At 72.7% G+C, this 25,632-nt stretch carries 25 protein-coding genes and 7 tRNA genes; 13 read left to right on the top strand and 19 right to left on the bottom strand.

What is annotated here, in order from left to right:
• Window positions 1-17: 17 nt before the first annotated feature.
• From ACIP8Z_RS27735 to pgsA, 3 genes are read right to left on the bottom strand one after another with little or no spacing between them, the layout of a single operon-like run.
• Entirely contained in the window at window positions 18-1,169 is a 1,152-nt protein-coding gene (locus ACIP8Z_RS27735) for a glycosyltransferase family 4 protein (RefSeq protein WP_319318083.1), read from the bottom strand.
• Complete coding sequence (locus ACIP8Z_RS27730) at window positions 1,166-2,239, bottom strand: phosphatidylinositol mannoside acyltransferase (protein WP_402088035.1); 1,074 nt, start codon at window positions 2,237-2,239, stop codon at window positions 1,166-1,168. Before ACIP8Z_RS27730 ends, ACIP8Z_RS27735 begins: the two co-directional genes overlap by 4 nt.
• A complete protein-coding gene (gene pgsA / locus ACIP8Z_RS27725) occupies window positions 2,236-2,898 on the bottom strand; it encodes a phosphatidylinositol phosphate synthase (protein WP_402088032.1) in 663 nt (220 codons plus the stop codon). The genes ACIP8Z_RS27730 and pgsA overlap by 4 nt, the downstream gene beginning before the upstream one ends.
• A gap of 275 nt (window positions 2,899-3,173) precedes the next feature.
• On the opposite strand from pgsA, the gene ACIP8Z_RS27720 reads away from it, so the two are divergent.
• Both ACIP8Z_RS27720 and ACIP8Z_RS27715 read left to right on the top strand, forming a co-directional pair.
• Entirely contained in the window at window positions 3,174-5,369 is a 2,196-nt protein-coding gene (locus tag ACIP8Z_RS27720) for an elongation factor G-like protein EF-G2 (protein ID WP_402088029.1), read from the top strand.
• A gap of 196 nt (window positions 5,370-5,565) precedes the next feature.
• Window positions 5,566-7,224 (top strand): hypothetical protein, encoded by a 1,659-nt coding sequence (locus ACIP8Z_RS27715; protein WP_402088026.1) that lies wholly within the window; start codon window positions 5,566-5,568, stop codon window positions 7,222-7,224.
• A 111-nt stretch (window positions 7,225-7,335) separates the two neighbouring features.
• Here the strand turns inward: ACIP8Z_RS27715 and ACIP8Z_RS27710 are convergent, their stop codons facing one another.
• Window positions 7,336-7,899 carry an HIT family protein gene (locus tag ACIP8Z_RS27710; RefSeq protein ID WP_402088023.1) on the bottom strand — a complete coding sequence of 188 codons (564 nt, stop codon included), beginning with the start codon at window positions 7,897-7,899 and terminating at the stop codon, window positions 7,336-7,338.
• Between the two features lie 65 nt (window positions 7,900-7,964).
• On the opposite strand from ACIP8Z_RS27710, the gene ACIP8Z_RS27705 reads away from it, so the two are divergent.
• Entirely contained in the window at window positions 7,965-8,642 is a 678-nt protein-coding gene (locus ACIP8Z_RS27705) for a potassium channel family protein (RefSeq protein WP_402088021.1), read from the top strand.
• An 18-nt stretch (window positions 8,643-8,660) separates the two neighbouring features.
• On the opposite strand, the gene thrS is transcribed toward ACIP8Z_RS27705, so the two are convergent.
• The 3 genes from thrS to ACIP8Z_RS27690 all read right to left on the bottom strand — a co-directional run bounded on the left by thrS (window position 8,661) and on the right by ACIP8Z_RS27690 (window position 12,707).
• Window positions 8,661-10,637, bottom strand: a complete 1,977-nt coding sequence (gene thrS, locus ACIP8Z_RS27700; protein ID WP_055599263.1) for a threonine--tRNA ligase — start codon at window positions 10,635-10,637, stop codon at window positions 8,661-8,663.
• 184 nt (window positions 10,638-10,821) lie between these two features.
• Complete coding sequence (locus tag ACIP8Z_RS27695) at window positions 10,822-12,141, bottom strand: hypothetical protein (RefSeq protein WP_402088018.1); 1,320 nt, start codon at window positions 12,139-12,141, stop codon at window positions 10,822-10,824.
• On the bottom strand, window positions 12,141-12,707 hold the full coding sequence (locus ACIP8Z_RS27690; protein ID WP_073914755.1) for a DUF4365 domain-containing protein: 567 nt from the start codon (window positions 12,705-12,707) through the stop codon (window positions 12,141-12,143). Before ACIP8Z_RS27690 ends, ACIP8Z_RS27695 begins: the two co-directional genes overlap by 1 nt.
• A 121-nt stretch (window positions 12,708-12,828) precedes the next feature.
• Between ACIP8Z_RS27690 and ACIP8Z_RS27685 the strand changes: the two genes are divergently transcribed.
• Entirely contained in the window at window positions 12,829-13,557 is a 729-nt protein-coding gene (locus tag ACIP8Z_RS27685) for a 3'-5' exonuclease (RefSeq protein WP_030316204.1), read from the top strand.
• A 67-nt stretch (window positions 13,558-13,624) separates the two neighbouring features.
• Here ACIP8Z_RS27685 and ACIP8Z_RS27680 read toward each other — a convergent pair.
• Both ACIP8Z_RS27680 and ACIP8Z_RS27675 read right to left on the bottom strand, forming a co-directional pair.
• Window positions 13,625-13,696, bottom strand: a tRNA-Val gene (locus tag ACIP8Z_RS27680).
• Window positions 13,697-13,768: 72 nt separating this feature from the next.
• Window positions 13,769-14,230, bottom strand: coding sequence for an SRPBCC family protein (locus ACIP8Z_RS27675; RefSeq protein ID WP_402088015.1), 462 nt, complete (start codon window positions 14,228-14,230; stop codon window positions 13,769-13,771).
• 93 nt (window positions 14,231-14,323) lie between these two features.
• On the opposite strand from ACIP8Z_RS27675, the gene ACIP8Z_RS27670 reads away from it, so the two are divergent.
• Entirely contained in the window at window positions 14,324-16,852 is a 2,529-nt protein-coding gene (locus tag ACIP8Z_RS27670; RefSeq protein WP_402088012.1) for an SCO7613 C-terminal domain-containing membrane protein, read from the top strand.
• Between the two features lie 58 nt (window positions 16,853-16,910).
• On the opposite strand, the gene ACIP8Z_RS27665 is transcribed toward ACIP8Z_RS27670, so the two are convergent.
• Window positions 16,911-16,985 (bottom strand) — tRNA-Val (locus tag ACIP8Z_RS27665).
• 54 nt (window positions 16,986-17,039) lie between these two features.
• On the bottom strand, window positions 17,040-17,462 hold the full coding sequence (locus ACIP8Z_RS27660) for a TIGR02611 family protein (protein WP_055600423.1): 423 nt from the start codon (window positions 17,460-17,462) through the stop codon (window positions 17,040-17,042).
• A 190-nt stretch (window positions 17,463-17,652) separates the two neighbouring features.
• On the opposite strand from ACIP8Z_RS27660, the gene ACIP8Z_RS27655 reads away from it, so the two are divergent.
• Window positions 17,653-18,066, top strand: coding sequence for an SsgA family sporulation/cell division regulator (locus ACIP8Z_RS27655; RefSeq protein WP_015032345.1), 414 nt, complete (start codon window positions 17,653-17,655; stop codon window positions 18,064-18,066).
• A gap of 191 nt (window positions 18,067-18,257) precedes the next feature.
• Complete coding sequence (locus ACIP8Z_RS27650; RefSeq protein ID WP_319318105.1) at window positions 18,258-18,815, top strand: CGNR zinc finger domain-containing protein; 558 nt, start codon at window positions 18,258-18,260, stop codon at window positions 18,813-18,815.
• A gap of 71 nt (window positions 18,816-18,886) precedes the next feature.
• On the opposite strand, the gene ACIP8Z_RS27645 is transcribed toward ACIP8Z_RS27650, so the two are convergent.
• Both ACIP8Z_RS27645 and ACIP8Z_RS27640 read right to left on the bottom strand, forming a co-directional pair.
• Window positions 18,887-19,051 (bottom strand): hypothetical protein, encoded by a 165-nt coding sequence (locus ACIP8Z_RS27645; protein ID WP_167346850.1) that lies wholly within the window; start codon window positions 19,049-19,051, stop codon window positions 18,887-18,889.
• A gap of 122 nt (window positions 19,052-19,173) precedes the next feature.
• Entirely contained in the window at window positions 19,174-19,587 is a 414-nt protein-coding gene (locus ACIP8Z_RS27640; protein WP_402088008.1) for a hypothetical protein, read from the bottom strand.
• Window positions 19,588-19,761: 174 nt separating this feature from the next.
• Here ACIP8Z_RS27640 and ACIP8Z_RS27635 point away from each other — a divergent pair, with 174 nt between their 5' ends.
• Window positions 19,762-20,277 (top strand): DsbA family protein, encoded by a 516-nt coding sequence (locus ACIP8Z_RS27635; protein WP_383872000.1) that lies wholly within the window; start codon window positions 19,762-19,764, stop codon window positions 20,275-20,277.
• A gap of 88 nt (window positions 20,278-20,365) precedes the next feature.
• Here ACIP8Z_RS27635 and ACIP8Z_RS27630 read toward each other — a convergent pair whose 3' ends face one another.
• Genes ACIP8Z_RS27630 through ACIP8Z_RS27620 form a run of 3 tightly spaced genes read right to left on the bottom strand, consistent with a single transcriptional unit; the run spans window position 20,366 to window position 23,155 of the window.
• Window positions 20,366-21,205 carry a GNAT family N-acetyltransferase gene (locus ACIP8Z_RS27630; RefSeq protein ID WP_319318113.1) on the bottom strand — a complete coding sequence of 280 codons (840 nt, stop codon included), beginning with the start codon at window positions 21,203-21,205 and terminating at the stop codon, window positions 20,366-20,368.
• A gap of 55 nt (window positions 21,206-21,260) precedes the next feature.
• Window positions 21,261-22,091, bottom strand: coding sequence for an aminotransferase class IV (locus ACIP8Z_RS27625; protein ID WP_402088004.1), 831 nt, complete (start codon window positions 22,089-22,091; stop codon window positions 21,261-21,263).
• Window positions 22,088-23,155: a chorismate-binding protein gene (locus ACIP8Z_RS27620; RefSeq protein ID WP_402088002.1), complete on the bottom strand. Its 1,068-nt coding sequence runs from the start codon at window positions 23,153-23,155 to the stop codon at window positions 22,088-22,090. The genes ACIP8Z_RS27625 and ACIP8Z_RS27620 overlap by 4 nt, the downstream gene beginning before the upstream one ends.
• A 232-nt stretch (window positions 23,156-23,387) precedes the next feature.
• Here ACIP8Z_RS27620 and ACIP8Z_RS27615 point away from each other — a divergent pair.
• From ACIP8Z_RS27615 to ACIP8Z_RS27595, 5 genes are all read left to right on the top strand, one after another.
• Window positions 23,388-23,460 (top strand) — tRNA-Gly (locus tag ACIP8Z_RS27615).
• Between the two features lie 39 nt (window positions 23,461-23,499).
• Window positions 23,500-23,573: transfer RNA gene (locus ACIP8Z_RS27610), tRNA-Cys, on the top strand.
• 1 nt (window position 23,574) lies between these two features.
• Window positions 23,575-23,646 (top strand) — tRNA-Val (locus ACIP8Z_RS27605).
• Window positions 23,647-23,685: 39 nt separating this feature from the next.
• Window positions 23,686-23,757 (top strand) — tRNA-Val (locus ACIP8Z_RS27600).
• A gap of 41 nt (window positions 23,758-23,798) precedes the next feature.
• Window positions 23,799-23,873: transfer RNA gene (locus ACIP8Z_RS27595), tRNA-Val, on the top strand.
• A gap of 87 nt (window positions 23,874-23,960) precedes the next feature.
• Here ACIP8Z_RS27595 and ACIP8Z_RS27590 read toward each other — a convergent pair.
• From ACIP8Z_RS27590 to ACIP8Z_RS27580, 3 genes are all read right to left on the bottom strand, one after another.
• Window positions 23,961-24,251 carry a zf-TFIIB domain-containing protein gene (locus ACIP8Z_RS27590; protein ID WP_187622671.1) on the bottom strand — a complete coding sequence of 97 codons (291 nt, stop codon included), beginning with the start codon at window positions 24,249-24,251 and terminating at the stop codon, window positions 23,961-23,963.
• Between the two features lie 46 nt (window positions 24,252-24,297).
• Entirely contained in the window at window positions 24,298-25,284 is a 987-nt protein-coding gene (locus ACIP8Z_RS27585; protein WP_402087999.1) for an aminoglycoside phosphotransferase family protein, read from the bottom strand.
• A gap of 158 nt (window positions 25,285-25,442) precedes the next feature.
• Window positions 25,443-25,610, bottom strand: coding sequence for a hypothetical protein (locus tag ACIP8Z_RS27580; protein WP_319318122.1), 168 nt, complete (start codon window positions 25,608-25,610; stop codon window positions 25,443-25,445).
• Window positions 25,611-25,632: the final 22 nt, after the last annotated feature.

The raw sequence follows: 25,632 nt of genomic DNA, 5'->3' as shown, positions 1-25,632 counted from the left end.
GGGGCCGCCCGCCCGCGCTACAGGCCCAGTCTCGCGCGGAGGCCCACTCGTTCGTCCGTGTCCACCGCCGCCGCCCCGTCCGTCACCGTCTCGTACACCGCCAGGATGTCCGCTCCCACCGTCGTCCAGTCGAAGCGGCGGACGTGCGCCGAGCCCCGGACGCTCAGTTCCGCGCGGCGCTCCTCGTCGCCGAGGAGGCGGATCGCCGCGTCCGCGAGCGCGTCCGCGTCCTCGTTGGTGAAGAGTTCGCCCGCCGACCCCTGGTCCAGGACCTGCGCGAACGCGTCCAGATCGGAGGCGAGGACCGGCGCTCCCGCCGACAGCGCCTCGACGAGGATGATGCCGAAGCTCTCGCCGCCGGTGTTGGGCGCCACGTACACGTCGACGCTGCGCAGCAGCCGCGCCTTGTCCTCGTCGCTGACCATGCCGAGGAACTCCACCCGGGAGCGCATCTCCCGGGGCAGCGAGGCCACCGCCTCCTCCTCGTCCCCGCGCCCCGCGACCAGGAGCCGCGCCCCGGGCCGCTCGGTGAGGATCCTGGGCAGCGCCCGCATGAGGACGGGCAGGCCCTTCCGCGGCTCGTCGATGCGCCCTATGAAGCCGAGCGTCTCGCCCTGCCACTCCTTCTTCGGCTCGGCGCGCGCGAAGAAGTCCACGTCGACCCCGTTGGGGATGACGACGGCGTCGCCGCCGAGGTGCTCGACCAGCGTGCGCCGCGCGTACTCGCTCACCGCGATGCGCGCGCTGATCTTCTCCAGCGCCGGCTGGAGGATCGGATACGCAGCGATCATGGCCCGTGAGCGCGGGTTCGACGTGTGGAAGGTGGCCACGATCGGCCCCTGCGCCGCCCAGCAGGTCAGCAGCCCGAGCGACGGCGAGGTCGGCTCGTGGATGTGGACGACGTCGAAGGTGCCGTCGTGCAGCCAGCGGCGTACCCGCGCGGCCGAGAGGAAGCCGAAGTTGAGCCGCGCCACCGAGCCGTTGTACGGCACGGGGACGGCCCGGCCCGCCGACACCACGTACGGCGGCAGCGGGGTCTCGTCGTCGGCGGGCGCGAGGACGGAGACCTCGTGGCCGAGCCGGATGAGGTGCTCGGCGAGGTCACGGATGTGGAACTGGACGCCGCCCGGCACGTCCCACGAGTACGGGCAGACGATCCCGATCTTCACTCGGCGCGCTCCCCGCCCCGCTCGCCGCCGGCGGCTCCGGCGGGCGCGCCGGATGCCGGGCGTTCGTCCAGGTCCGCGAGCCACAGTCGTTGCAGCATGTGCCAGTCCTCCGGGTGCTCCGCGATGCCGGTGGCGAAGGCGTCTGCCAGTGCCTGTGTCATCACGGACGTCTTCTCGGCCCGCGTACCTGACTCGGGTACGTCGATCGGCGCGTGGATGCGCCCCCGCATGACCGGTGTCTCGTCGTACCAGAGCGTCACCGGCAGGAGCAGCGCGCCCGTCTGCTGGGCGAGGATGGCCGGTCCCGCCGGCATCCGCGCCGTGTCCCCGAAGAACGTCACCTCGGTGCCGGAGGCCGACAGGTCGCGGTCGGCGACCAGGCAGACCAGGCCGCCCGCCCGCAGGCGCCGCGCCAGCGTGCCGAAGGCGGAGCCCCCGGTGTGCGGGAGGACCTCCATGCCGAGGGACTCGCGGTAGGCCACGAAGCGGTCGTACAGCGTCTCCGGCTTGAGCCGCTCCGCGACCGTGGTGAACGGGACGCCGAGGCAGCGGGTCACCCACACGCCCGCGAGGTCCCAGTTCGCCAGGTGCGGCAGGGCCAGGACGACCCCGCGCCCGGCGGCGAGGCCCTCCTGGAGGTGGTGGATGTCCTGGATGTCTATCCCGCGCTCGACCCGTTCCTTGCTCCAGGTCGGCAACCGGAAGGACTCCATCCAGTACCGCATGTACGAGCGCATGCCGGCCTTCGACAGCTCGGCGAGCCGCTCGGGCGTGGCGCCCTGCACCACGCGCGCGAGGTTGGACTCCAGACGCAGGACGCTCTTGCCCCGGCGCTTCCACGTGAGGTCGGCGATCCGCCGGCCGAGGCCGGCGGCCACCGGCTCGGGCAGCTTCTTGACGGTCGCCCAGCCGGCGCCGTACAGCCCGTCGCTCAGCCGTTCCTTCAGCGTGCTGCCCCCGGCGGGCGCGCCGTCCCGCGAGGCACCGCCACCGACCGATGCCGCGCCGCCCTCCGGCATCCCGTCCGCGGGCGTGCCGTCCTTCGACGTGCCGTCCTTCAGCGTGCTCATGTCGTCGCCCCGCTCCCGTCGGCCGCGGCGGCGTCCGCCTCGGCCGATTCCCGTCGTACGGTCACGACGCGCTGGCCCAGGGTGACGGCGCTGCCGACGGCCACGATCCACAGCGCGATCGGCAGCAGGACCTCGACCCCGGGGACGCCGAACGTGTGCAGCCCGGCGAGGCCGGCCGCGACGAGCGAGATCACCAGGCGTTCGGCGCGTTCGATCAGACCGTTCACGGCGACGGGCAGGCCAATCGATTCACCTCGGGCCTTCGTGTACGACACGACCTGACCGCTCGCCAGGCAGAAGATCGCCACGGCGCACAGCACGTTGTCGTCGCCCTTGCCCGCGTACCAGAGCGCGAAGCCACCGAAGATGGCGCCGTCGGCGACCCGGTCGAGCGTCGAGTCGAGGAAGGCGCCCCAGCGGCTGGAGACCCCCGCCTGCCGGGCCATGTTGCCGTCGACGAGGTCGGAGAAGACGAAGAGGGTGATGACGATGGTGCCCCAGAAGAACTCCCCGCGCGGGAAGAAGACCAGCGCACCGGCCATCACTCCCGCCGTGCCGATGAGCGTGACCGCGTCGGGGCTGACGCCCCTGCGGAGCAGAAACGCGGCGAACGGTGTGAGGACACGCGTAAAAAATGCACGCGCGTACTTGTTCAGCATGGCCTTCCCGAGGTTCGGTGGGCCGCGCGGCCCCTACGACCACCGGCTCACCCATCGTAGCCACGCGCGCCCCGGCGTACGGGCGGCACCCGCCCCGTCGCGTCCACGTCCCCCGCCAGGGCCCTCCCCGTGTACGACGTATGGACGCCTCCTTGCGTCGGTGCAAAGCTCGAAGGACCACCGCGGGCACCCACCGGAGCCGTACAACGACACACCACTCCCCCGCGGCACCCGTCGTACCGCCGCACCGTGCGAGCAGTCGGGAGGAACACATCATGGGTGACAAGGCGAACACGGCCGCCGGAGCCGCCGGCAGGGCTTTGACGGCCGACCGGCCCACGGCCGTACGGAACGTGGTGCTGGTCGGCCACACCGGATCGGGCAAGACGACCCTGGTCGAGGCGCTCGCACAGGCCGCCGGGGCACTCAACCGGGCGGGCCGGGTCGAGGACGGCGGCACCGTCTCCGACTACGACGAGATCGAGCACCGCCAGCATCGCTCCGTACAGCTCTCCCTCGTCCCGGTCGGCTGGGACGGGTACAAGATCAACCTCCTCGACACCCCCGGGTACGCCGACTTCGTCGGGGAGCTGAGGGCCGGTCTGCGCGCGGCGGACGCGGCCCTCTTCGTCGTCTCGGCCGCCCAGGAGGCCGACGCCGTCGCCGCCTCCACCCGGATGATCTGGGAGGAGTGCGCCGCCGTCGGCATGCCCCGCGCCATCGTCGTCACCCACCTGGACACCGCCCGCACCGACTTCGGCGAACTCACCGAGGTCTGCGCCTCGCTCTTCGGCCGCGACGACCCGGACGCCGTCCTGCCCCTCTACCTCCCGGTGCGCGGCGAGGAGGGCGCCGACGGGCACGCGCCCGCGACCGGTCTGGTCGGCCTGCTCTCGGAGCGGATCTTCGACTACTCGACGGGGGTACGGCGGGAGGACCCGCCCGACGAGGGCCAGCGGGAGCTGATCGCCGAGGCCCGGGCCCGGCTGATCGAGGGGATCATCGCCGAGAGCGAGGACGAGACCCTCATGGACCGCTACCTCGGTGGCGAGGCGATCGACGTGAAGACGCTCGTCGACGATCTGGAGAAGGCCGTCGCCCGGGGCACCTTCCACCCGGTGCTCGCGGCCGCACCGGCCGCCGACGGCGGTACGCAGGGGCTGGGCACCCTGGAACTCCTGGAGCTCATCACCGGCGGCTTCCCCTCCCCCCTGGAGCACGAACCGACCGCCGTGACCACCCCGGACGGGCAGCCCCGGCCGCCGATCACCTGCGACCCCGAAGGGCCGCTCGTCGCCGAGGTCGTGAAGACCGCCGCCGACCCCTATGTGGGCCGGGTCTCCCTGGTCCGGGTCTTCTCCGGCACCCTGCGCCCGGACGCGACCGTCCATGTCTCCGGTCACGGTCTGGCCGACCGGGGGCACGCGGACCACGACGTCGACGAGCGGATCGGCGGCCTCACCTCCCCCTTCGGCAAACAGCAGCGGCCCATGGCGCACTGCATCGCCGGGGACCTCGCCTGTGTGGCCCGGCTGGGCAGGGCCGAGACCGGCGACACGATCTCCGCGAAGGACGATCCGCTGCTGATGGAGCCCTGGACCATGCCGGAGCCGCTGCTCCCGCTGGCCGTCCAGGCCCACGGCAAGGCCGACGAGGACCGGCTCTCGCAGGGCCTCGCCCGGCTGGTCGCCGAGGACCCCACCCTGCGCCTCGAACAGAACCAGGACACCCGTCAGGTGGTCCTGTGGTGCCTGGGCGAGGCCCACCAGGACGTCGTCCTCGAACGCCTCCGCGGCCGGTACGGGGTCCAGGTCGACGCCGTGCCGTACAAGGTGTCGCTGCGCGAGACCTTCGGCGGCGCCTCGGCGGGCCGGGGCCGGCACGTCAAGCAGTCCGGCGGTCACGGCCAGTACGCCATCTGCGAGATCGAGGTGGAACCGCTCCCGCCGGGCAGCGGCATCGAGTTCGTCGACAAGGTGGTCGGCGGCGCGGTCCCCCGGCAGTTCATCCCCTCCGTGGAGAAGGGCGTACGGGCCCAGGCCGCGCGCGGTGTCGCGGCCGGCTATCCGCTCGTCGACATCCGGGTCACCCTGAAGGACGGCAAGGCCCACTCGGTGGACTCCTCCGACGCCGCGTTCCAGACGGCCGGGGCGCTCGCGCTGCGCGAGGCGGCGGCCGAGGTCGCCGTCCACCTCCTGGAGCCGGTCGCCGAGGTCCAGGTCCTGGTGCCCGACGAGTACGTCGGTCCCGTGATGAGCGATCTGTCGGGGCGGCGGGGCCGGGTCGTCGGCACCGACCAGGCCGGTCCCGGGCGGACCATGGTCCGGGCCGAGGTGCCGGAGATCGAGATCGGGCGGTACGCGATCGACCTGCGCTCCGTGTCGCACGGCACCGGCCGGTTCGACCGTGCGTACGCACGGCACGAGCCGATGCCTCCGCACCTCGCCGAGAAGGTCCGCGAACAGGCCTGAAAAGGCGCCTGGTTGAGGGGCGACAAGGGAGTGACGGCGGTGAACGTTCGCCCGGCACATGTCGGGCGAACGTCATTCGGCCTCGATATCCACAGGCGGTGACGCACACGACGGTACCCGGTTACGCTGTGGTGCCCAGCTCAGAAGGTGTGCGGGGCGCGGCAGTTGGGAACAGCCCGCACAAGTAACCGCGGCGATGGGGGCGGCAGTGGCGATCGATGGCTTCGGACCCGGGGCGCAGGTCCCCCTCACGGGCACGGGCGGCGGTACGGGGGCGACGAGCGCGCTCGCGTCCGCCGCGTACCGCGACAGCCCGCTCGACACGATCCAGCAGGCGGACAACGAGCTCTACAAGACGACGCTCAAGCCCGGGAAATGGGAGAAGCTCTTCCGCCCCGACCTCGGCGAGGCCTTCTCCCGCGCGGTCCAGGTCCGCATGCTCGGCGGCGGTCGCAAGGCCCTCATCCAGTCCTTCGGCGCCGAGCCGCAGCCGGTCGTCGAGCACTGCCTCGCGGCCACCCACATCCGCCGCCGGCGCGATGCGCAGCTGACCCTGGTCACCGTCGTCTGCGGCATCCTCTTCCTGCCCGGCCTGCTGCTCTGGCTCGGCGTCATCCAGCTGCGCCGCCTGGCCGCCGGCTCCGAGAACAAGCGGACGAGCGTCGTCGGCACGGTCCTGCTGTGGGCGGCGGGGATCTTCGCCGCGCTCGTACTGCTCAAGCTGCCCTTCGACGGGATCCTGCCGAACTACCTGCGCGCCATGCTCGTGGCCCCGGTCATCGGCTGGTTCCTGGCCCGCCGGATCTGCGACCGGTCCGCCGTCGACCTGCGGGAGCGCTGGACGGGTCTGCTCAGCGGCGGTGGCGCCGGTCCGCAGGTGCCCAAGTCCGTTCCGCAGGACCCCGGTGAGAAGGAGGCCGAGGAGCTCCGGCTGAACCTGGAGAAGCTCTCGGCCGAGCAGCAGTCCAACATCGCGTTCTACGCCGGACCCAAGGGCATTCTCGGTCTGGGCACCCGCTGGGGCAGCTGGACCCTCGCCGAGGAACTCCTCCCCGTGGCCGGCCGGGAGATCCACGACTTCCGGGCCTGGGACGTCATCCGCAAGATCCACGACCAGCTCACGCTCCTGGAGCGCGGCTCCCTCAAGACCGGTTTCCCGAAGCCGACCGTCAAGCACTGGATCGTCTCCGCCGTCGGCGAGGGCGCCGACGAGGTCACGCGGCCCGAGGGCGACAACATCGTCCACTTCCAGGTCAAGCCGCACGAGATACAGCGCATCTGCAACGACCAGCAGTTCGGCGCCGGCAACCGCCACTACCTCGGCGTGCAGTTCACCCTCTGGGACGGGAACCTCGTCCTCACGATGATGGTGACGGTGACCTCGCTGCACCACACGCTCAGGATCGAGGTCACCGGCCACGCGCTCGGCCCCGTCCACGGCCTGTTCACGACGAAGCCGAAGGCCAAGACCAAGGAGGTCTCGAAGGCGGTCCGCTTCTGGGAGACGAAGGAGATCCAGCAGCCGCTGCTCACCACCGACGACATCGTCCGGCTGGCGGTGCGCGCCCCGCTCACCTGGTACCCGCCGGTCCTGGAGTTCCTCGGCGGCAAGATGGTCCTGCCCGAGCCCTTCGGTCTGCGGCACGTCTGGGCGGGTCCGCTCTGGAAGAACCGCTTCATGGCCGACGACGCCATAAGGATGGCGACGCCGGTGCTGCGCGCGGTCCACTCCGCGACCCTGAAGTTCCTCGACGAGCACAACGTGGACACGGAGCGCTTCACCAACCGCTCGCTGGTCCTGAGCGGCGGCATCCAGGAGCCCGGCCCCAAGAAGGCCGACGTCTACGACGCGTGACGAGGCCGTACGCGAGGGGCAGGGGCGACGGGCGTGACCGGAGCGTACGGCGAAGGGCCCGGGTCCACCGCTGTGGCCCGGGCCCCTCGCGTACGGCTCAGCGCGTACGGATCAGATCGTGGCCGGCCAGGCGTCGGCCAGCATCTTCCGGGTGTCCGCGAGGAGCTGCGGCAGCACCTTGGTGTGCCCGACGACCGGCATGAAGTTGGTGTCCCCGCCCCAGCGCGGCACCACGTGCTGGTGCAGATGGGCGGCGATCCCGGCGCCCGCGACGGCGCCCTGGTTCATGCCGATGTTGAAGCCGTGCGCGCCGGAGGCCGCCCGCAGCGCGACCATGGCGCGCTTGGTGAAGTCGGCGAGCTCCGCCGTCTCCGCCACGTCGAGGTCCGTGTAGTCGGCGACGTGGCGGTAGGGGACGACCATGAGGTGCCCGCCGTTGTACGGGTACAGGTTGAGGACCGCGTACACGCTCTGGCCCCGGGCGATCACCAGACCGTCCTCGTCCGACTTCGACGGAATCGAGCAGAACGGACAGCCGTCCTCGGCGCCCGGCCCGGTCGGCTTGTTCTCGCCCTGGATGTACGCCATCCGATGAGGCGTCCACAGGCGCTGGAACGCGTCCCGCGTCCCCACTCCGATCTGCTGCTCCGGCTCAGTCGTCATGCTGAGCAGCATATTGCGTCGCCCGTTCGGAACGTGTCGCCGGGGCGGAAGATCCATGCAGCGGCCATGCTGATCCGATGGACGTGAGGCCGGAGAAGCAGGAGCGCTGGGACCGTCGCATGGAGACACCGCTCGCGGTGGCCTCCCTGCTCTTCCTCGCCGGCTACACGGTGCGGGTGCTCGCCCACGGCATGGACCAGGTCTGGCTGGACCTCTGTCTGGCGGTCACGCTCGGGGCGTGGGGCGTCTTCATCGTCGACTACGTGGTGCGGCTCCGGCTCAGCGGCCTCGGGCCCCTGCGCTTCGTCCGCGCGCATCTCCTGGGCACCATCGTGCTGCTGCTGCCGCTGTTGCGGCCGCTGCAGATGGTGAAGATCTACGAGCAGATCCAGCGCCGCCACGACAAGCCGCGCCTGACCCTCTACGCCCGCGTGATGGCCTACTCCAGCCTCACCGTCAGCCTGCTCGGTTTCGCGGGAGCGCTCGCCGTCTACCAGCACGAGCGCGGCGCCCCGGGGGCCACGATCGACACCTTCGGCGACGCCCTCTGGTGGGCCGCCGAGACGCTGACGACGGTGGGGTACGGCGACGTCACACCGGTGACCCCGACCGGCCGGTTCATCGCGGTGGGCATGATGGCGTGCGGAGTCGCCCTGATCGGGGCCGTCACGGGTTCGTTCTCGTCCTGGCTGATCCAGACGTTCACGCGGGAGGACGAGAAGAGGCCCCCGGGCGGTACCCCGGGGGCCTCCTGAGTCGGTGCGATCGGTGGGTCAGACCTGGACGCGGTCCTCGACGATCTTGGCGATCTTGGCGATGGCCTCGTCGACGGGGATGCCGTTCTCCTGCGAACCGTCGCGGTAGCGGAAGGAGACGGCGCCTGCGGCCATGTCCTCGTCACCCGCGATGATCATGAACGGGACCTTCTGCTTCTGCGCGTTGCGGATCTTCTTCTGCATCCGGTCCGAGGACGAGTCGACGTCCACCCGCAGACCCTGCTTCTTCGCCTTGGCGGCGAACTCGTGCAGGTAGTCGACGTGCGCGTCGCCGATCGGGATGCCGGTCGCCTGGACGGGCGCCAGCCACGGCGGCATCGCGCCCGCGTAGTGCTCCAGGAGCACGGCGAAGAAGCGCTCGATCGAGCCGAACAGCGCGCGGTGGATCATGACCGGGCGCTGCTTGGTGCCGTCCGGGGCGGTGTACTCCAGGTCGAAGCGCTCCGGCAGGTTGAAGTCGAGCTGCACGGTCGACATCTGCCAGGTGCGGCCGATGGCGTCGCGCGCCTGTACCGAGATCTTCGGGCCGTAGAACGCGGCGCCGCCCGGGTCGGGGGTCAGCGGGAGGCCCTGCTTCTCGGCGACCTGCTGGAGGACCGCGGTGGCCTCCTCCCAGATCTCGTCCGAGCCGACGAACTTCTCCGGGTCCTTGGTGGACAGCTCCAGGTAGAAGTCGGTCAGACCGTAGTCGCGCAGCAGGTTCAGGACGAAGGTGAGGGTCTTGTCGAGCTCCTCCGCCATCTGCTCCTTGGTGCAGTAGATGTGCGCGTCGTCCTGGGTGAAGCCGCGGGCCCGGGTCAGGCCGTGCACGACGCCCGACTTCTCGTACCGGTACACGGTGCCGAACTCGAACAGGCGCAGCGGCAGTTCACGGTACGAACGGCCGCGCGCGTCGAAGATCAGGTTGTGCATCGGGCAGTTCATGGGCTTGAGGTAGTAGTCCACGCCCTCGTCGAGCTGCATGGGGGGGTACATGCCCTCGGCGTACCAGTCGAGGTGGCCCGACTTCTCGAACAGCTTGCCCTTGGTGGCGTGCGGCGAGTAGACGAACTCGTAGCCCTCCTCCTCGTGGCGCTTGCGCGAGTAGTCCTCCATGACCCGGCGGATGATGCCGCCCTTGGGGTGGAAGACGGCGAGGCCGGAGCCGATCTCGTCCGGGATGGAGAAGAGGTCGAGCTCGTTGCCCAGCTTGCGGTGGTCGCGCTTCTCGGCCTCGGCGAGGAAGTCGAGGTGGGCCTTCAGCTCGTCCTTCGACGGCCAGGCGGTGCCGTAGATGCGCTGGAGCATCGGGTTCTTCTCGCTGCCGCGCCAGTAGGCGGCGGCGTTGCGCATCAGCTTGAACGCCGGGATGTTCCGGGTGGTGGGCAGGTGGGGACCGCGGCAGAGGTCCTTCCAGCACAGGTCGCCGGTCTTGGCGTCGATGTTGTCGTAGATGGTCAGCTCGCCGCCGCCCACCTCGACGCTGGCGCCGTCGTCGGTCGACGCGGAGCCCTTGATGCCGATGAGCTCCAGCTTGTACGGCTCGTCCGCCAGCTCGGCGCGGGCGTCCTCGTCGGTCACCACACGGCGGGCGAAACGCTGGCCGCGCTTCTGGATCTCCTGCATCTTCTTCTCGATGACCTTGAGGTCCTCGGGAGTGAAGGGCTTCTCGACGTCGAAGTCGTAGTAGAAGCCGTCCCGGACCGGCGGGCCGATGCCCAGCTTGGCCTCGGGGAAGAGCTCCTGCACGGCCTGGGCCATGACGTGCGCGGTCGAGTGGCGCAGGATGTCGAGACCGTCCGGGGAGGAGATCTCGACGCCCTCGACGACGTCGCCGTCGGCGAGCTCGTACGACAGGTCCTTCAGCTCGCCGGCCACGCGGGCGGCGATGATGGTGCGGTCGTCGGCGAACAGGGCGCCGGCGGTGGTGCCCGCGCTCACCGCCCTCTCCTCTGCTTCCGAGGCGGACTGGACGGTCACACGGACTTCAGACACGGGGACTCCGTACATAGGGGCGCAAGCAGACACGAGGTGCCGGCGCCGGCGGTGCGCGACAGGTACGAGGTGCCGCGCACGGCCGATCCTACCGAGGCCGCCGGGGCGCCCGCGAAACGGTTTCCCGCCCGCCGGGCCGCCCGCGAAAGGGTTTCCCGCCCGCCGGGCCCCGCCGGGGGCGGTCTCACCCCTCGTCCGGCCCGCACGCCTCCTCGAAGAAGTCGAGGTTCTCCTGGAGGGACTTCATCAGCCGGTCCCGTTCCGTCTCGTCGACCTGGACGGGGACGACCCCGGAGGCGTCGGTGAGGCGGCGGAAGCCGCCCCGGCTCTCCAGCCGGCCCACCACCCGGATCGGGAGCCCGACGAGATGGGCGTGCCCCGCGGTGCGGTACGCCTCCTCGTCCAGGCTGATCCGGACGTGCGGGACCTCCGCCCCGCCGAGGACCCGGAGCCGTACGGTGCCCTCGCCGCGCGGCCCGGAGCGGCGCATGCGGACGACGGCGCCGGTCAGCCGGACCGGTACGGAGGGCTCGTCGGTCAGATAGCGGGCGCTCGCCTCGCGCAGCGCGGGCAGGTCGCCGGGCGAGAACTCGACCGGTTCGGGCCGGGCGGCGCAGCCCTCGGGAGCCCCGGCGGACGGGGCCCACTCCAGGGCGATCCTGGCTCCCTCGGTCCCCCGCACCAGGGCCACGAGCGCCTCGGTGAGTTCGCGGCTGACGCCCGCCTCGACGGCCGCGTCGAAGGCCTCCATGCCACCGGTGGCCCGCTGGTAGTCGGTGGCCTCGCGGGCCGCGTGGAGGGCGTGGTAGAGCCGGACGGCGATGGGGCGGCCCGGTACGACGGGCAGGAACGCGGTGAGCCCGCGCCCGCCGGGCGCCGCGCCGACGACGACGGTCTCCAGGGAGGCCTGGGCGGGGCGCCGGTGCCGGGCGCCGTAGTAGCCGGCCCTGCCCCGTACGGCGAGGGCGCCGGCGAGGAGGAGCTGGCGGGCGGCGGACCTGAGCTGTTCCTGCACGGTCCAGGGGACGATACCGGCCGGGCCCGGGGGCACGTCGCGCCACCAGCGGATCTCGTCGCTGGGCACGGCGAGGCCGGTGAGGACCTCGCGGGCGGAGGGCGTGGCGCTGCGGGCGAGGGCGGTGAGCGCCTCGCCGAGCAGGTCCTCGCAGTCCGGGAAGGCACGGCTCTCCGGCACGAGCAGGCTGGTGCCGGTGCCGCTGCCGGGCGGGGTCCAGCGGCTGTAGCGCCCGGCCGCCCCGCCCCGCCGCCGCCATCCGTGGCGGGCGAGCAGGGCGCCGAGGACACGCGGGTCGACCCTGCCGGGGTCGGGTGTGCCCTGGGCGTCGGCCCAGGGGCCGGTGGGCGGGGCCGGGACCCCGGTCCAGGGCCCGGGGATGTCCCCGGGCGCCGGATGGGGCCGGTAGGGCGGAGGAACGGAGACGGGGCCGTGTCCGGCCCCGTTCCCCTCGTCCCCGAACCTCGGTTCGTCGATCGGTCGGTGCATCAAGGTCTCCCTCCCACGCCGACCCGGGTCATGATCTCGCAGAGCGCCCGGTCGTCGAAGATCCGTGCCGTCGGTACGCGCACGGTGGTCCGGCGCTGTCCCGTGACCGGGTGTCCGGCCAGGTTGATCCAGTAGCAGCAGTGCCGCAGGTCGAGCCGGTCGTGGCTCGCTCTCAGCCAGTCCTCCTGTGACCTCGGGACGAGCATCACGACGAGGATCTTGTGCACGGACACCGGGGTCCTGGCGAGCTTCACCAGGTGGTCGTTGTCGAGGGTGAACGAGAAGGTCTTCCCGGGCGGGCGCGGCGGGATCTGGTAGGTGCACTTGAGCTGCACCTTGATGGTCACCTCGTCGTCGACCGTGTGGCCGGGCGAGCCGTGGCTCACGTGCCAGTCGATGCCGTTGTCCGGAAAGGGCTGGGACAGCGAGCAGCCGGCCGCGGCGGCGACGGCGTGCAGGTATCCCACCTGGAGGGTCTCCATGCAGGCGGTGGTGGCGAGTGAGCCGCGCGTCGGTGCCAGCCGCTGGGGCGGCAGCCCTCCCGACTCGGGCTGGGCGAGCGCCATGTCGTTTTCCTTCCCCGTCCCTTGTGTTGTGACCGGTCCGCGTACGGCGCAAACAGTCCGGGTATCACCGTTTCGGGGCAGGGGGTTGGCCATCTGCCGCACGTGTGCAGGGAGTTCAGGGATGACGATGCACTGGTACGAAGGGCCCCTGGCCGCTTTCGACACGGAGACCACAGGAGTTGACGTCGAGGGCGACCGGATCGTGTCCGCCGCCCTCGTCGTACAGGACACGGTGGGGGCACGGCCGCGGGTGACGCGGTGGCTGGTCAATCCGGGCATACCGGTGCCCGAGGGGGCCACCGCCGTGCACGGACTGACGGACGATCACCTCCAGCGGAACGGCCGCTGGCCGGCTCCGGTGATGGAGGAGCTGGCGCGCGCGCTGGCGGAGCAGAGTGCGGCGGGGCGTCCGCTGGTGGTGATGAACGCGCCGTTCGATCTGACGATCCTCGACCGTGAGCTGCGCAGGCACCGGGCGTCCACGCTCGGCGACTATCTGGGGGGCACCCCGCTGGTCGTCCTCGACCCTCGGGTCCTGGACAAGCATCTGGACCGCTACCGGAAGGGCCGCCGGACGCTCACGGACCTGTGCGCGCACTACGAGGTGGAGCTGGCGGGCGCGCACGACGCGGCGGCGGACGCGACGGCGGCGCTCGATGTCGTACGGGCGGTGGCGCGGCGCTTCTCGTCCCGGCTGGAACGGCTGACGCCGGCGGAGCTGCACACGCTGCAGGCGGTATGGCACGCGGCGCAGGCGCGGGGCCTCCAGGCGTGGTTCACCCGGCAGGGGACGCCGGAGACCGTGGACCCGTCGTGGCCTCTGCGGCCGGAGCTGGGCACGGCGGCCTGAACCGGCCCCGGCGCCCCGGCACATGACAGAGGCCGGTCCGTCTTTCGACGGACCGGCCTCTACCCGGTGGGCGATACTGGGATCGAACCAGTGACCCCTTCGGTGTGAACGAAGTGCTCTCCCGCTGAGCTAATCGCCCGGGAACGGGTTGAACCATACAGGCCTTCAAGCCCTTCGTTCAAACCGCCCGCCCGCCGCCCGACCACCACCCTCATCGGCGCTCTTCGAGCGGCCCCTTCAGACGGGCCGCGATCCCCCGCCGGCCTCCCCGCATCATCAGGGCATGGTTGGCGCGGAAGACGGGCCGCCCGGGGACGGCGAGGGCGCGCAGCAGCCGGGCCCGGACCTCGACCTCCTGCTCGTACAGGACGTGGGTGCCGGCGCCCTCCGGCGTGAGGGTCCAGCGGGCCCAGCCCTCCAGGTCGCCGCCGAGCCCGACCTCCAGGACCCGGCCCGCGGGGTCGCTGTGCACGGCGCGGGCGGTGACGACGATGTCGTACGGGAGCAGGGAGCGGAAGCGGACGGTGCCGGTGGTGTCGTCGACGGGGACGACCTCGCGGACCTGGGGCCACCAGCGCGGGTACTCCTCGGCGCGCTCCAGGACGGCGTAGACGGCGTCGGGCGGGGCGGCGAGCCGCCAGACGCTGCGGAAGCGGTACCGGCACCAGTCCATGACCCCAGTGTGAACGTACTCAGACGCGCGGGAGCCGGAAGATGAGTATCCGGACGCATTCCCGCCCGGTGCGGTGGGGGCCACACTCCGGGCATGGACAACTCCTTGCCGCCCGCGGACGAGCTCGTGCTCGTCGACCGTGAGCTGGCCCGACTCGACGCACGCCGGTCCCAGTTGCTGGCCCGGCGGGCATGGCTGCTCCGGGTGCTGTACGCGCCGGCGTCGTCGGCGCCCGGCCCGTTCCCTTCGGCGCCCGGCGCGCGGCCGACGCCTTCCGGCCCGCGCCCGCCGGTGGCGGACTCGACGCCGCGGAGCGCGCAGAACGTGCTGCTGACGCTCGGCGGCACGCTGCTGACCATCGCGGCGATCGCGTTCACGCTGGTGAGCTGGGGGTCGATGGGGATCGGCGGCCGCTCGGTCGTCCTGTTCGTGGTCACCTCGGCCGCGCTGGCGGCTCCGGTGGCGCTGCTGCGCCGGAGCCTGGTGTCGACGGCCGAGTCGGTGGCGGCGCTGGGTCTGGTCCTGATGGTGCTCGACGCGTACGCGCTGCACCGGGTGGCGCTGCCGGAGACGGACGGCCTCGGGTACGCGGCGGTGGCAGCCGCGGTCCTCGCGGGCGCGTGGACGGCGTACGGCTCGGCCCTGTCCCGGCTGCGGATCCCGCTGCCGGTGGCGGTGGTGGCGGGGCAGCTGCCGCTGCCGCTCGGCGTGCTGGCCGCCGGGGGCGGTCCGACGGTCTTCGCGTGGGCGGCGCTCGGCACGGCCGCGGCGGACGGCGCGGTGATCCTGTGGGCCCGCCCCGCGGCGGTCCGGATCACGGCGGCCGTCGGTGCGACGGCACTGGGCGGCTGGGCGCTCCTGACCGGCGGCTGGCTCTCGCTCGCCTCGCCGTGGAGCGGGGCACCGCTGCTCCTGGCGGCCGCGGCGCTGACCCTGTACGCGGCTTGGCGCCTGCCCACCGTCGCGGTGGCCGCCTCGGTCCTCGCCGGCCTGGCGACGGTCGCGGCGGCGGGCGGCCTGCTCCGGCCGGCCGTCCCGACGGACTGGACCGTGCCGGTGTACGTCCTGTGCGGACTGGCGCTGGCGTCGATGTGGCGCCTGAGCCCGGCCATGGCCGGGGACGGAGCCGCCGAGGAGGCCGGGAGGCGACTGCCGGGCGGGGTCCGGCTCGGGCTCGCCGGCGCGGGCGCCGGAGTCGCGGCGCTCGGGGTCGTCTGGGCGCTGCCGCCGGTGGCGGTCGGTCTCCTCGGGCCGCCGGCCCGGACGACGGAGGTGTGGTCCGGCGAGCACGCCGGGCGGGCGCTGACCTCGTACCCGGGGACGGCCGTCCTCGTCCTGGCGGTGGCCGCCGCCGTCCTCGCGGCCGTCCCTCGGCTGTGGGCCCGCTGCGGCGCCCTCGCCCTGGTCTGGGCGCTGCTCACGGCGCTGCCGGTCTCCCTCGGCCTGCCGTACGCGGCGACGCTCGCCCTCCAGCTCCTGACCACCGCGGCGGCGCTCGCGTACGCCGTCCGCCCGGGCCCGCTGACGCGCGGCCTGCGCCGCCCGGCACCGGCCGAGGGCCCCGCCACGCCGGAGCCGGCCACCACCGCCCCGGCCGCTGCCGGTGCTCCCTGGGGCGCCTGGGCGCCTTCCCGGCCCCGCCCTCAGGCCCCCACCGAGCCCGGGACCGTCCTGGGGTGGATCGCGTACGCCGGCGGTCTCGCGTCCGCCCTGAGCGCGGTCGCGCTCGCCCTCGACGTGCGGGAGGCGACGTTCACGGCGCTCGGGGCGCTGCTCGCGCTCCTGGTGGGCGTGGCGGTGCTCGGGGCGGGCGCGCGCCGGGTGGTCGCCGCCTGCGCCGCGGTGCTCACCGCGACGGGGCTCGTGGTCGCGGTGGCCGCCGCCGGCGGGTTCGAGGACCACTGGACGGCGCTCGCCCTGCTGCTCGTCCCGGCGGCGACGGCCGCCATCGGCGCCAAGGCCCGCCCGGTGGCCCTGCCGGTCGAGATCACCGGTGCGGTCGTGGCGCTCCCGGCGTTCGCGCTCGCCGCGGCCCGGCCCGCGTTCCTGGCGCTCGCCCTGGCCCTCGGCGGGGTGATCGCGGCGGCGACGGCCGTGCGGCCCGAGCGGCGGCGCTTCGCCTCGTGGACGGCCGCGGTGCTCTTCCTGCTGGCCACCTGGGTGCGGCTGGCGGTGTGGGGGGTGACGACCCCGGAGGCGTACACCCTGCCGGTGACCGTGCCGGCCCTCGTCGTCGGCTTCCTGCGGCGGCGCCGGGACCGGGAGGCCTCGTCCTGGACGGCGTACGGCCCGGGTCTCGCGGCGACGCTGCTGCCGAGCCTCGTCGCGGCCTGGACGGACCCGGAGTGGCCGCGGCCGCTGGCCCTGGGGGTCGCCGCGCTCGTCGTGACCCTGCTCGGCGCGCGGTTCCGGCTGCAGGCGCTGCTGGTCCTCGGCGGCTCGGTCCTCGCCCTGGACGGGCTGCACGAGCTGGCGCCGTACGTGGTGCAGGCGGTGGGCGCGCTGCCGCGCTGGCTGCCGCCGGCCCTCGCCGGGCTGCTGCTGCTCGCGGTGGGCGCCACGTACGAGCAGCGGCTGCGGGACGCCCGGCGGCTCCGGGACCGGGTCGCGCGGATGCGGTGAGCGGACCGGATACGCCGAAGGCCCGAGACGGTGTTCCGTCTCGGGCCTTCGGACCGGGTGGTGGGCGATACTGGGTTCGAACCAGTGACCCCTTCGGTGTGAACGAAGTGCTCTCCCACTGAGCTAATCGCCCCGGTGCACCGCAAACATTACCGCATGTCAGCGGGGCTCCCGCACCATCCCGGGGTCACTGATCGATCTTCCACGGCATGACGAAGCCGAACTTCCACAGGTAGACGCCGAGCAGGGCGGCGATGATCACCAGGCCGACGGTGGTGAGGATGATGTTCCTGCGGCGGACCTTGGGGTCGAGTGCGCGCTGTGCGGCCTCCGTGACCTTGCGCTTGGTCCAGCGGAGCACCAGCTGCGCCCAGACGAACTCGGTCGCCCAGATCGCCATGCCGCCGAAGATGACCAGCCAGCCGGGCCCCGGGAGCGGCAGCATGACCACTCCGGCGCCGACCACGGCGAGTCCCACGATGAAGACGCCGACCTGCCAGCTCAGGTGGAGGCCTCGTCGGGACTTGATGAACTCCGGTGCGCGGGATCCCAGTTCGGCTTCCTGGCCGTCCGCGGACTCCCCGGTGCGCTCGTCACTCTCCGCATTCATGGTCCCCAACTTACCGGACGCGGAGCCCCCACCGGAATGGCGGTATTACCGCAGGTCACACGCCCCCGAACGAGCTACCTGAACGATCACAAAACCGACAGAGGGGTTTACAACGGCACCTGAGGTGGCATGTCGATTTCGCCGACGTGCGAATCCCCGAGCGCACACTGAGCGAAAGGCCCTGGCGCTTATGAACACCACGGTCAGCTGCGAGCTGCACCTGCGCCTCGTTGTGTCGAGCGAGTCCTCACTGCCTGTACCCGCGGGCCTGCGGTATGACACGGCCGATCCGTATGCCGTGCACGCCACCTTCCACACCGGAGCCGAGGAGACGGTCGAGTGGGTCTTCGCCCGCGACCTTCTCGCCGAGGGGCTGCACCGGCCCACCGGCACGGGCGACGTCCGCGTCTGGCCGTCCCGGAGTCACGGTCAGGGAGTCGTCTGCATCGCGTTGAGCTCCCCCGAGGGAGAAGCCCTGCTCGAGGCCCCGGCGAGGGCCCTGGAGTCGTTCCTGAAGCGGACCGACGCCGCCGTGCCACCGGGCACCGAGCACCGGCACTTCGATCTCGATACGGAGCTCTCCCACATCCTGGCCGACAGCTGAGCCAGGCCGAGAGCCGCACGGCGCCGTCCGACTCGGGGCGACGGCGCCGCGCGGGCAGCCACATAGGCACGACAACGGCGCTCCCCACCGCGCAGCCGGCGCGGTGGAGGGCGCCGTTGTCCTTTTCCCGGTCGCGCTAAAGTCAGCGCCATTCCGCGGGCGCCCGCCCGCGGCCGGCCAGGGAGCGAATCGTGCTGATCCCCCACGACACCCGGATCGCCCTCGACACAGTCGTCGATCTGATGAACACCGCGCCGCAGGGCGACCGGGCCGACGAGCTCGCGGACATCCAGGGGCTGCGGACCTTCGTACACGCGCACAAGATCAGCGACGTGGGCGACCTCGGGGCGGCCGATCTGCGGGCCGTGCGCGAGGTGCGCGAGAAGTTCGCGGCGGTCTTCTCGGCCCCCGAGGCCAGGATCGCGGCCCCCCTGATCAACCAGCTGGTGGCGGGCGCGGGGACCACGCCCCAGCTCACCGACCACGACGGCTACGACTGGCACGTGCACTACTTCGCGCCGGGCGCCTCGGTGGCCGACCACCTCGCGGCCGACTGCGGCATGGCGCTGGCGTTCATCGTGGTGGGCGGCGAGCAGGAGCGGCTGCGGCGCTGCGAGGCACCGGACTGCGGGCGGGCCTTCGTCGACCTCTCCCGCAACCGCTCACGCCGTTACTGCGACAGCCGCACCTGCGGCAACCGGCTGCACGTGGCCGCCTACCGGGCGCGCCGCAAGGAGGCCGCGGGCTGAGGCGCCGGGCCGCGCTCGGGCCGAGGCCGAAGCCGGGGCCGAGACCCGGCCCGCGACCGTGCCCGGGGCCGTCACAGGACGAAGAGATCGTGCACAGCGGCCATGAGCAGCAGACAGCCGATCACCCCGAGAAAGATCATCAGCGGGGGCTGGGAGAGCGCGAACAGGCAGCCGCGCGGCTCTTCGGCAGGGGCATCGGGGGCGGCGGGGACGGTCTCCCGCGAGGTATCCAGCATCTCGGGGGGATGATCGCGTACCCGGGGCCCGGGGATTCCCGCAACACGCCCCACCGCAAGGGCTGTTCACCCCTTCCCGTGGATCGCCGGACGATCACGGTAACGGGAACTGCCAGAACCGGTCAGATTCCGTGCTTCTTCAGAATCGCCTCGATGTCGCTGAAGTCCTCCCCGGCCGGCGTGCCGGACCGCGGCTTCGCCGTCACGGCACGCGAGGGCGACGACGCCGCCGGGGCCACGGCACCCGGCTCCGCACCGCCAGTGGCCTCCTTGCGACCGCCCCGGCGCCGCTCCACGGCCCGGGTGGACAGGAAGAGCAGCCAGGCGGCGCCCAGGACCCCGAAGCCGGCCCAGGCGACCGGGCTGAACGCCGTGTCCACGAGCCATTCGACGGCGCCCGTCATCACCAGACCGATCGGCACCAGGGAGTAGGCCGCGATCCGGGCCGCGGACAGGAACTTCTTCCGGTACGCCGTGATCGCGGCGATGCCCAGGCCCGCCGCGGACACCGCGGAGCAAATGGTCTCGGCGAGCATGCGGTCCTCCAGGTCCCGGGTGATACGTCCCTTCCATCCTGCACCGGTGAGGCCCCCCGCGGCCATGTCCCGGGCCCGGTCTCAGGGAGATCTCCGGGTCACCCCCACCGGGATCTCCTCCCCAGGTCCCGGTCGGGAGGCACCCGCTCCTCCCTGGTGAGGGAGACTGCTGTCATGAGTGACTCCACCACCGCACCCGCCTCCCCCGTCGTCCTCGAGGCGTGGTTCGACCTCCAGTGCCCCGACTGCTTCCAGGCCCTCGACGACGTCCGCGCGCTCCGCGAGAAGTACGGCGACCGGCTCGACGTACAGCTGCGGCACTTCCCGCTCGCGAAGCACAAGCACGCGTACGCCGCCGCCCAGGCCGCCGAGGAGGCCTTCGAGCAGGGCAAGGGCTGGGCGTACGCGGAGGCGCTGCTCGCCAGGACCGCCGAGCTGGGCGAGCGGGGCGAGCCGGTGCTCATGGAGGTCGCCACCGAACTCGGCCTCGACGCCGAGGAGTTCGACACGGCCCTGATCGACGGCCGGCACCTCCTGACCGTCGACGCTGACGAGGCCGAGGGCAAGGCGATCAAGGTCACCGGCACGCCGACCTATGTCGTCGACGGCGAGCGGCTGGACGGCGGCCAGAGCCAGGACGGTCTGCGCGCGCGCATCGAGGAGATCACCGACCGCCTCCTGAAGGGCTGAGGACCCGGCGCCCGGGGGTGAAGAGCGCCCGGGGTGCAAGCCCGGCGCCAGGGGGTGAAGGCCGGGCGCCCGGGGGTGCGACGCGCCCCTACCGCAGCTCCTTCGCGCTGTTGACGTAGGTCGTGCGGTAGCCCAGGGACTCGTAGAGCCGGATCGCCGGGGTGTTGCCCGCGAAGACGTGCAGTCCGAGCAGGGTCTCCCCGGCCTCCCGCGCGACCCGCTCGGCGAGCAGCATCAGCGCCCGGCCGTAGCCGTGCCCACGGTGCGCCTCGTCGACCTCGATGTCGTACACGAAGGCCGCCCAGCGGCCCGGCTCCAGCTCGATCCGGCCGGTCCACAGGAAGCCGGCGGGCCGGCCGTCCCTGACGACCACGTGGATCGCGACGCCGGGGGTGGCGAGGCCCTCCGGGAGGTACGTCGCGTGGCTGCTCTCGGCCTTGGCGCGCGCCTGCTCCTCGGGCACCCCGCGGTCGATCCAGCTCCGCGCGAAGCCCTCCTTGGCCCGCGCCTCCCACGCCGCGTACTCGGCCTCGGTCATCGGCCGCACCTCGACGCCCTCCGGCAGGGCCGGCGGCTCGGCGGGCAGTTCCTTGACCATGTTCCGGCTGCGCTCGGTGTAGCCGAGCGAGCGGGCCATCCGCAGCGCGGGTCCGGCGTCGGCGGGCACGGAGATCTGGACCTCGACGCAGCCCCAGCCCCGCAGGACCTCCTCCGAGGCCAGCGCCGCGACCGTGCCACGGCCCCGGCCCCGGTCCGGCTCGCGGACCCCGAGGCGACTGATCACGCCGGAGGCGGCGCCGAAGCCGGGGTCGGTGGAGAGGTGCACGGAACCGACGCGGCGGCTGTTCACGCACACGTCGTAGGTACGGGAACGGCCGCCGTCGGGCGTCTGCTGAAGCGGCTCGGCCGGCCGCAGGGTGGTGGTCATCAGTCGTGTTCTACCCACCCGGGGGCCGTCCGTCATCAGGTTTTGCGCGAGGCGGTCACGCGAGGCGCGGATCCCGGTCCCGTGCGGCGTGCTCGTCGAAGATCCGCATGGCCTTGGCGGTGACCGGGCCGGGCGCAGGCGACAGCTCGCGTCCGTCGACCCGGTGCACGGCCTGGACGTCGCGGAGCGTCGAGGTCAGGAAGATCTCGTCGGCGCTCTCCAGGGCGTCCAGCGGCAGATCGGCCTCCTGCGCGCCGGTCCACTCGACGGCGAGCGCGCGGGTGATGCCCGCGAGGCAGCCGGAGGAGACGGGCGGAGTGAGGATCCGGCCGTCGACCACGACGAAGACGTTGGAGCCGGTGCCCTCGCAGAGCTGCCCCACCGTGTTGGCGAAGAGCGCCTCGGAGGCCCCCTGCTCGCGCGCCCGGGCCAGGGCGACCACGTTCTCGGCGTATGACGTGGTCTTGAGCCCGGTGAGGGCGCCGCGCTCGTTGCGCGTCCAGGGCACGGTGATCACCGCGGTGGAGTCGGCGCGACGGCTGGTCTCCCCCAGGCCGACGACCAGGCTGGTCCCCGCGTCGCCGCGCTCCGAGCCGAGCGGCGAGAGGCCACCGGTGTACGTGACGCGCAGCCGGCCGAGCTCCATCGGGTTCGCCTCCAGGACGGCGGCGCAGGCGCGGCGGACCTCGTCGAGGTCCGGGTCGGGCAGGCCGAGACCGCGGGCGGAGCGGGTGAGGCGCTCCAGGTGGAGGGTGAGGGCGAAGGTCTCGCCGCGCACCGCCTTGACCGTCTCGAAGATGCCGTCTCCGACGGTCAGTCCGTGGTCCAGTACGGAGACCAGGGCGGTCTCCGCGTCGTGCAGCCCGCCGTTGACCCAGATTTTCATCGAGAAGTGGCCTTTCCGGTCGCCTCGAGGGCGCCTGACTCGTAGGCGCCCGACGCTATCGCGACCAGCCGGGACGCCTTCAGCTCGGTCTCCTCCCACTCGCGCTCCGGGTCGGAGCCCCAGGTGATCCCCGCGCCGGTGCCGAAGCGGAGCACGCCCTCGGGGCGGTCGATCCAGAAGGTCCTTATCCCGACGGCCAGCTCCGCCGTGCCCGCGTCGGCGTCGACCCAGCCGACGCCTCCGCAGTACGGGCCGCGGGGGGCGGTCTCCAGGGCCTCGATGATCCGCAGCGCGCTGGACTTGGGCGCGCCGGTCACGGATCCGGGCGGGAAGGTGGCGTCGAGCAGCTCGGGCCAGCCGGCGTCCGCGCGCAGCAGGCCGGTGACCGTGGAGACGAGGTGGACGAGGCCGGGGTGCTCCTCGATCGCGCAGAGGGCGGGGACGGCGACGGAGCCGGTCTCGCTGACGCGTCCCAGGTCGTTGCGGACGAGGTCGACGATCATCACGTTCTCCGCGTGGTCCTTGGGGAGGAGGTCGGCGGCGGTGCGGCCGGTCCCCTTGATGGGACCGGAGGAGATCAGGGCCCCTTCCCTGCGGAGGTAGAGCTCGGGGGAGGCGGTGGCGATCTCCACGCCGTGCGCGGGCAGCCGGATCGTTCCGGCGTAGGGGGCGGGGTTGCCCCGGGCGAGGAGCGCGGTGAGGGCGTCGACGTCGGCGGCGGCCGGGTCCGGCAGCGGCGCGGTCAGCACCCGGCAGAGGTTCGCCTGGTAGACCTCGCCGCGCGCGATGTGCTCGCGTACGCGCCGGACGCCCGCGACGTACGCGGCGCGGTCGAGGGAGGACGTCCAGTCCCCGGCGGCGGGGCCGCGCCAGGCGCCGGGGACGGGCGCGGGAACGGGGTCGGGCCGCACGTCACCGAAGCGGGCGCAGGTCAGACGCCCTTCGAAGTCCGCGCAGACGGCCCAGAAGCCGGCGGAGTCCAGGGCTTCGGGGTCGTGGGTGACGTCCCGGAGGTCGGTCGCGAGGAGGCCGCCGAAGCGGGCCAGCGGAGCAAGGTCGTACACGCATCGAGTCTAGGTCCGCCGGAAGAGGGACACCGGGGCACGGGCGACGGGGGCTCCCCGCCACCTCGGGAGCACGGCGAGTGAACGCGGCGCGAACCCTCCGGGACGCCCTGCCGGGCACCCGGATCGGCGCGCAGGTCAGCACGCTGCGGAAACGCGTTTTTGTGCTGGCCCAGGAATCCGCTAGAGTTCAACACGTCGCCGGGACGCGCAAGCGAAACGGAAAAGACAAGCGGACGTGGCTCAGTTGGTAGAGCATCACCTTGCCAAGGTGAGGGTCGCGAGTTCGAATCTCGTCGTCCGCTCGATGTGGGGGATCTTCCCGAACCCCTGTATTCACTCCTGGTGGAGTGGCCGAGAGGCGAGGCAACGGCCTGCAAAGCCGTCTACACGGGTTCAAATCCCGTCTCCACCTCCAAGCGCGATTAGCTCAGCGGGAGAGCGCTTCCCTGACACGGAAGAGGTCACTGGTTCAATCCCAGTATCGCGCACGCAGAACAACCGAAGATCCGGTCCGTACGGACCGTCCCGCGCGATTAGCTCAGCGGGAGAGCGCTTCCCTGACACGGAAGAGGTCACTGGTTCAATCCCAGTATCGCGCACGCAGTACGCAGTACCTCCGGGTACGTCGTGTGCACCACCCGCGCGATTAGCTCAGCGGGAGAGCGCTTCCCTGACACGGAAGAGGTCACTGGTTCAATCCCAGTATCGCGCACCACCGAAGAGCCCCCGGTCGCATCTCGCGGCCGGGGGCTTCTTCATGCACGAGGGCGCTCGTGCACCGGGAGACCCGGTGCACCCCCGGTCAGGAGGAGAAGAGCATCCGGCCGAAACCGCGCTGACGGTAGTGACCGCCGCCGTGGTGGCCGCCGTGGTGCGGGGCGCCCCAGGCGGGGGCGGCGGGCTGCGCGGCCGGGTAGGCCTGCGGGGCCGGCGGGGCGGGCGGAGCCTGCTGGACCCACTGGGACTCCAGGCGAGTCAGGGACTCAAGCTCGCCGTAGTCCAGGAATATCCCCCGGCAGCCGCTGCACTGCTCGATCTGGACGCCGTTGCGGTTGTACGTGTGCATGGCCGCATGGCACTTGGGACACTGCATGGTCGGCTCAACTCCCTGACTTCGCCGTACGAATGGTGGCTTCACCTTACGTGGACGCCACAGACGCCGAGTCGGTTCGATACCCGGCGATACGGGCGCAGGTGTCGATCATCACGTCCTCGACCTCGTCGAGCGGCCGGGCCTCGGCCGTCGACTTGGCGACGGCGAGCGCCGCCGTCTGGACCGTCAGGGCACGGGCGGGCCCATCGAGTTGGACCCATGGATCCGCGCCCACGGCCGGGCCGCCCGCCTCCTGGTACGCGCCGAGGAAGCGGGCCCAGATCTCCGGCGGCAGGATGCCTGCCGCGAACCAGGCCGCGGGGCGGGCCAGATCCCACGCGGGATCGCCGAGCCCGGCGTCGTCCATGTCGATCAGCCGCCAGGGGGCGTGCGGCGGGGTCGGCCCGCCGGCGGACTCCGCGGGCCCCGTGTCGCGGACCAGTTGGCCCAGGTGGAAGTCGCCGTGGCAGAGGAGGCGGGGGCGGTCGTGCGCGAGGCCGTCGGGGACCGACCGCCAGGCGGCCAGGACGGTCGCGGCGGCCGGGTGGTCCGGTGCCGTCCGGCGCATCCGGTCCACGGCGAGGGCCGCCTTGACGGGAGCCCTCATCTCGGGAAGCCGGGCGGCCTCCCCCGCGGGAGGCGGGGTGCGGTGGAGCCGGGCGAGGAGCGTCGCGGCCTCCTCCCAGGGGGCGGCGTCGGGGTCCGTCGGGTCGACGGGCGAACCGTACGGCCACACGCTGACCGGCCGGCCGTCGAGTTCGCCGGGCGTCGGCAGCGGGAGCGGCGGGAGGAAGACCTCGCGGACGTCCGGGTGGGCGGCGAGCGCGATCCGCGCCCGGTGCGCCTCGGGGTCGGTGCCGGGGGCGTGCGCCTTCGCGACCAGTCGCCCGTGCCGTACGACCGTCCCGTCGTCCCGGTCCGCCAGCACTCCGACGAGATCGCCCGGGCAGAGGCAGGGCGTGCCGGGGTGGTGGGCGGCGGTGCGCGCGTACGCGGCGAGGCCGTCGAGGAGGGGGCGGTCGGGGAGGTCCACGGGGGCGAGCGTACGGGGCGTCCGGGGCGGGAACGCGCGAGGGCCGGTCAGCTCCCCAGCTGACCGGCCCCACGCTGCCGTCCGCCGCACCCCCGTCCCCACGGGGTTGATGGCCGGATGTCCCGACCCGGGCCGCTCTCCCGGGTCCGGGGCGCTGGTCAGCGCCCCAGCATCACGCCCACGGACGACGCCTGTGTGACCACTGCGTCCCAGCCGCCGAAGGCGACCACGAGCAGGGCCGCGAGAGGGAGGACCATGGCGGTGGCCACCAGCGGGTGACGCCGGCTCGAAGGCTGGGTGCTCGTCCGCGATGCCGTGAACGCCATGGTTCCTCTCCTGTCGTGTCTG

Origin of the sequence: Streptomyces sp. NPDC088553, from assembly GCF_044752965.1 — a bacterium.
Taxonomy (GTDB): domain Bacteria; phylum Actinomycetota; class Actinomycetes; order Streptomycetales; family Streptomycetaceae; genus Streptomyces.
This window is presented reverse-complemented; position numbering and strand designations above follow the sequence as displayed.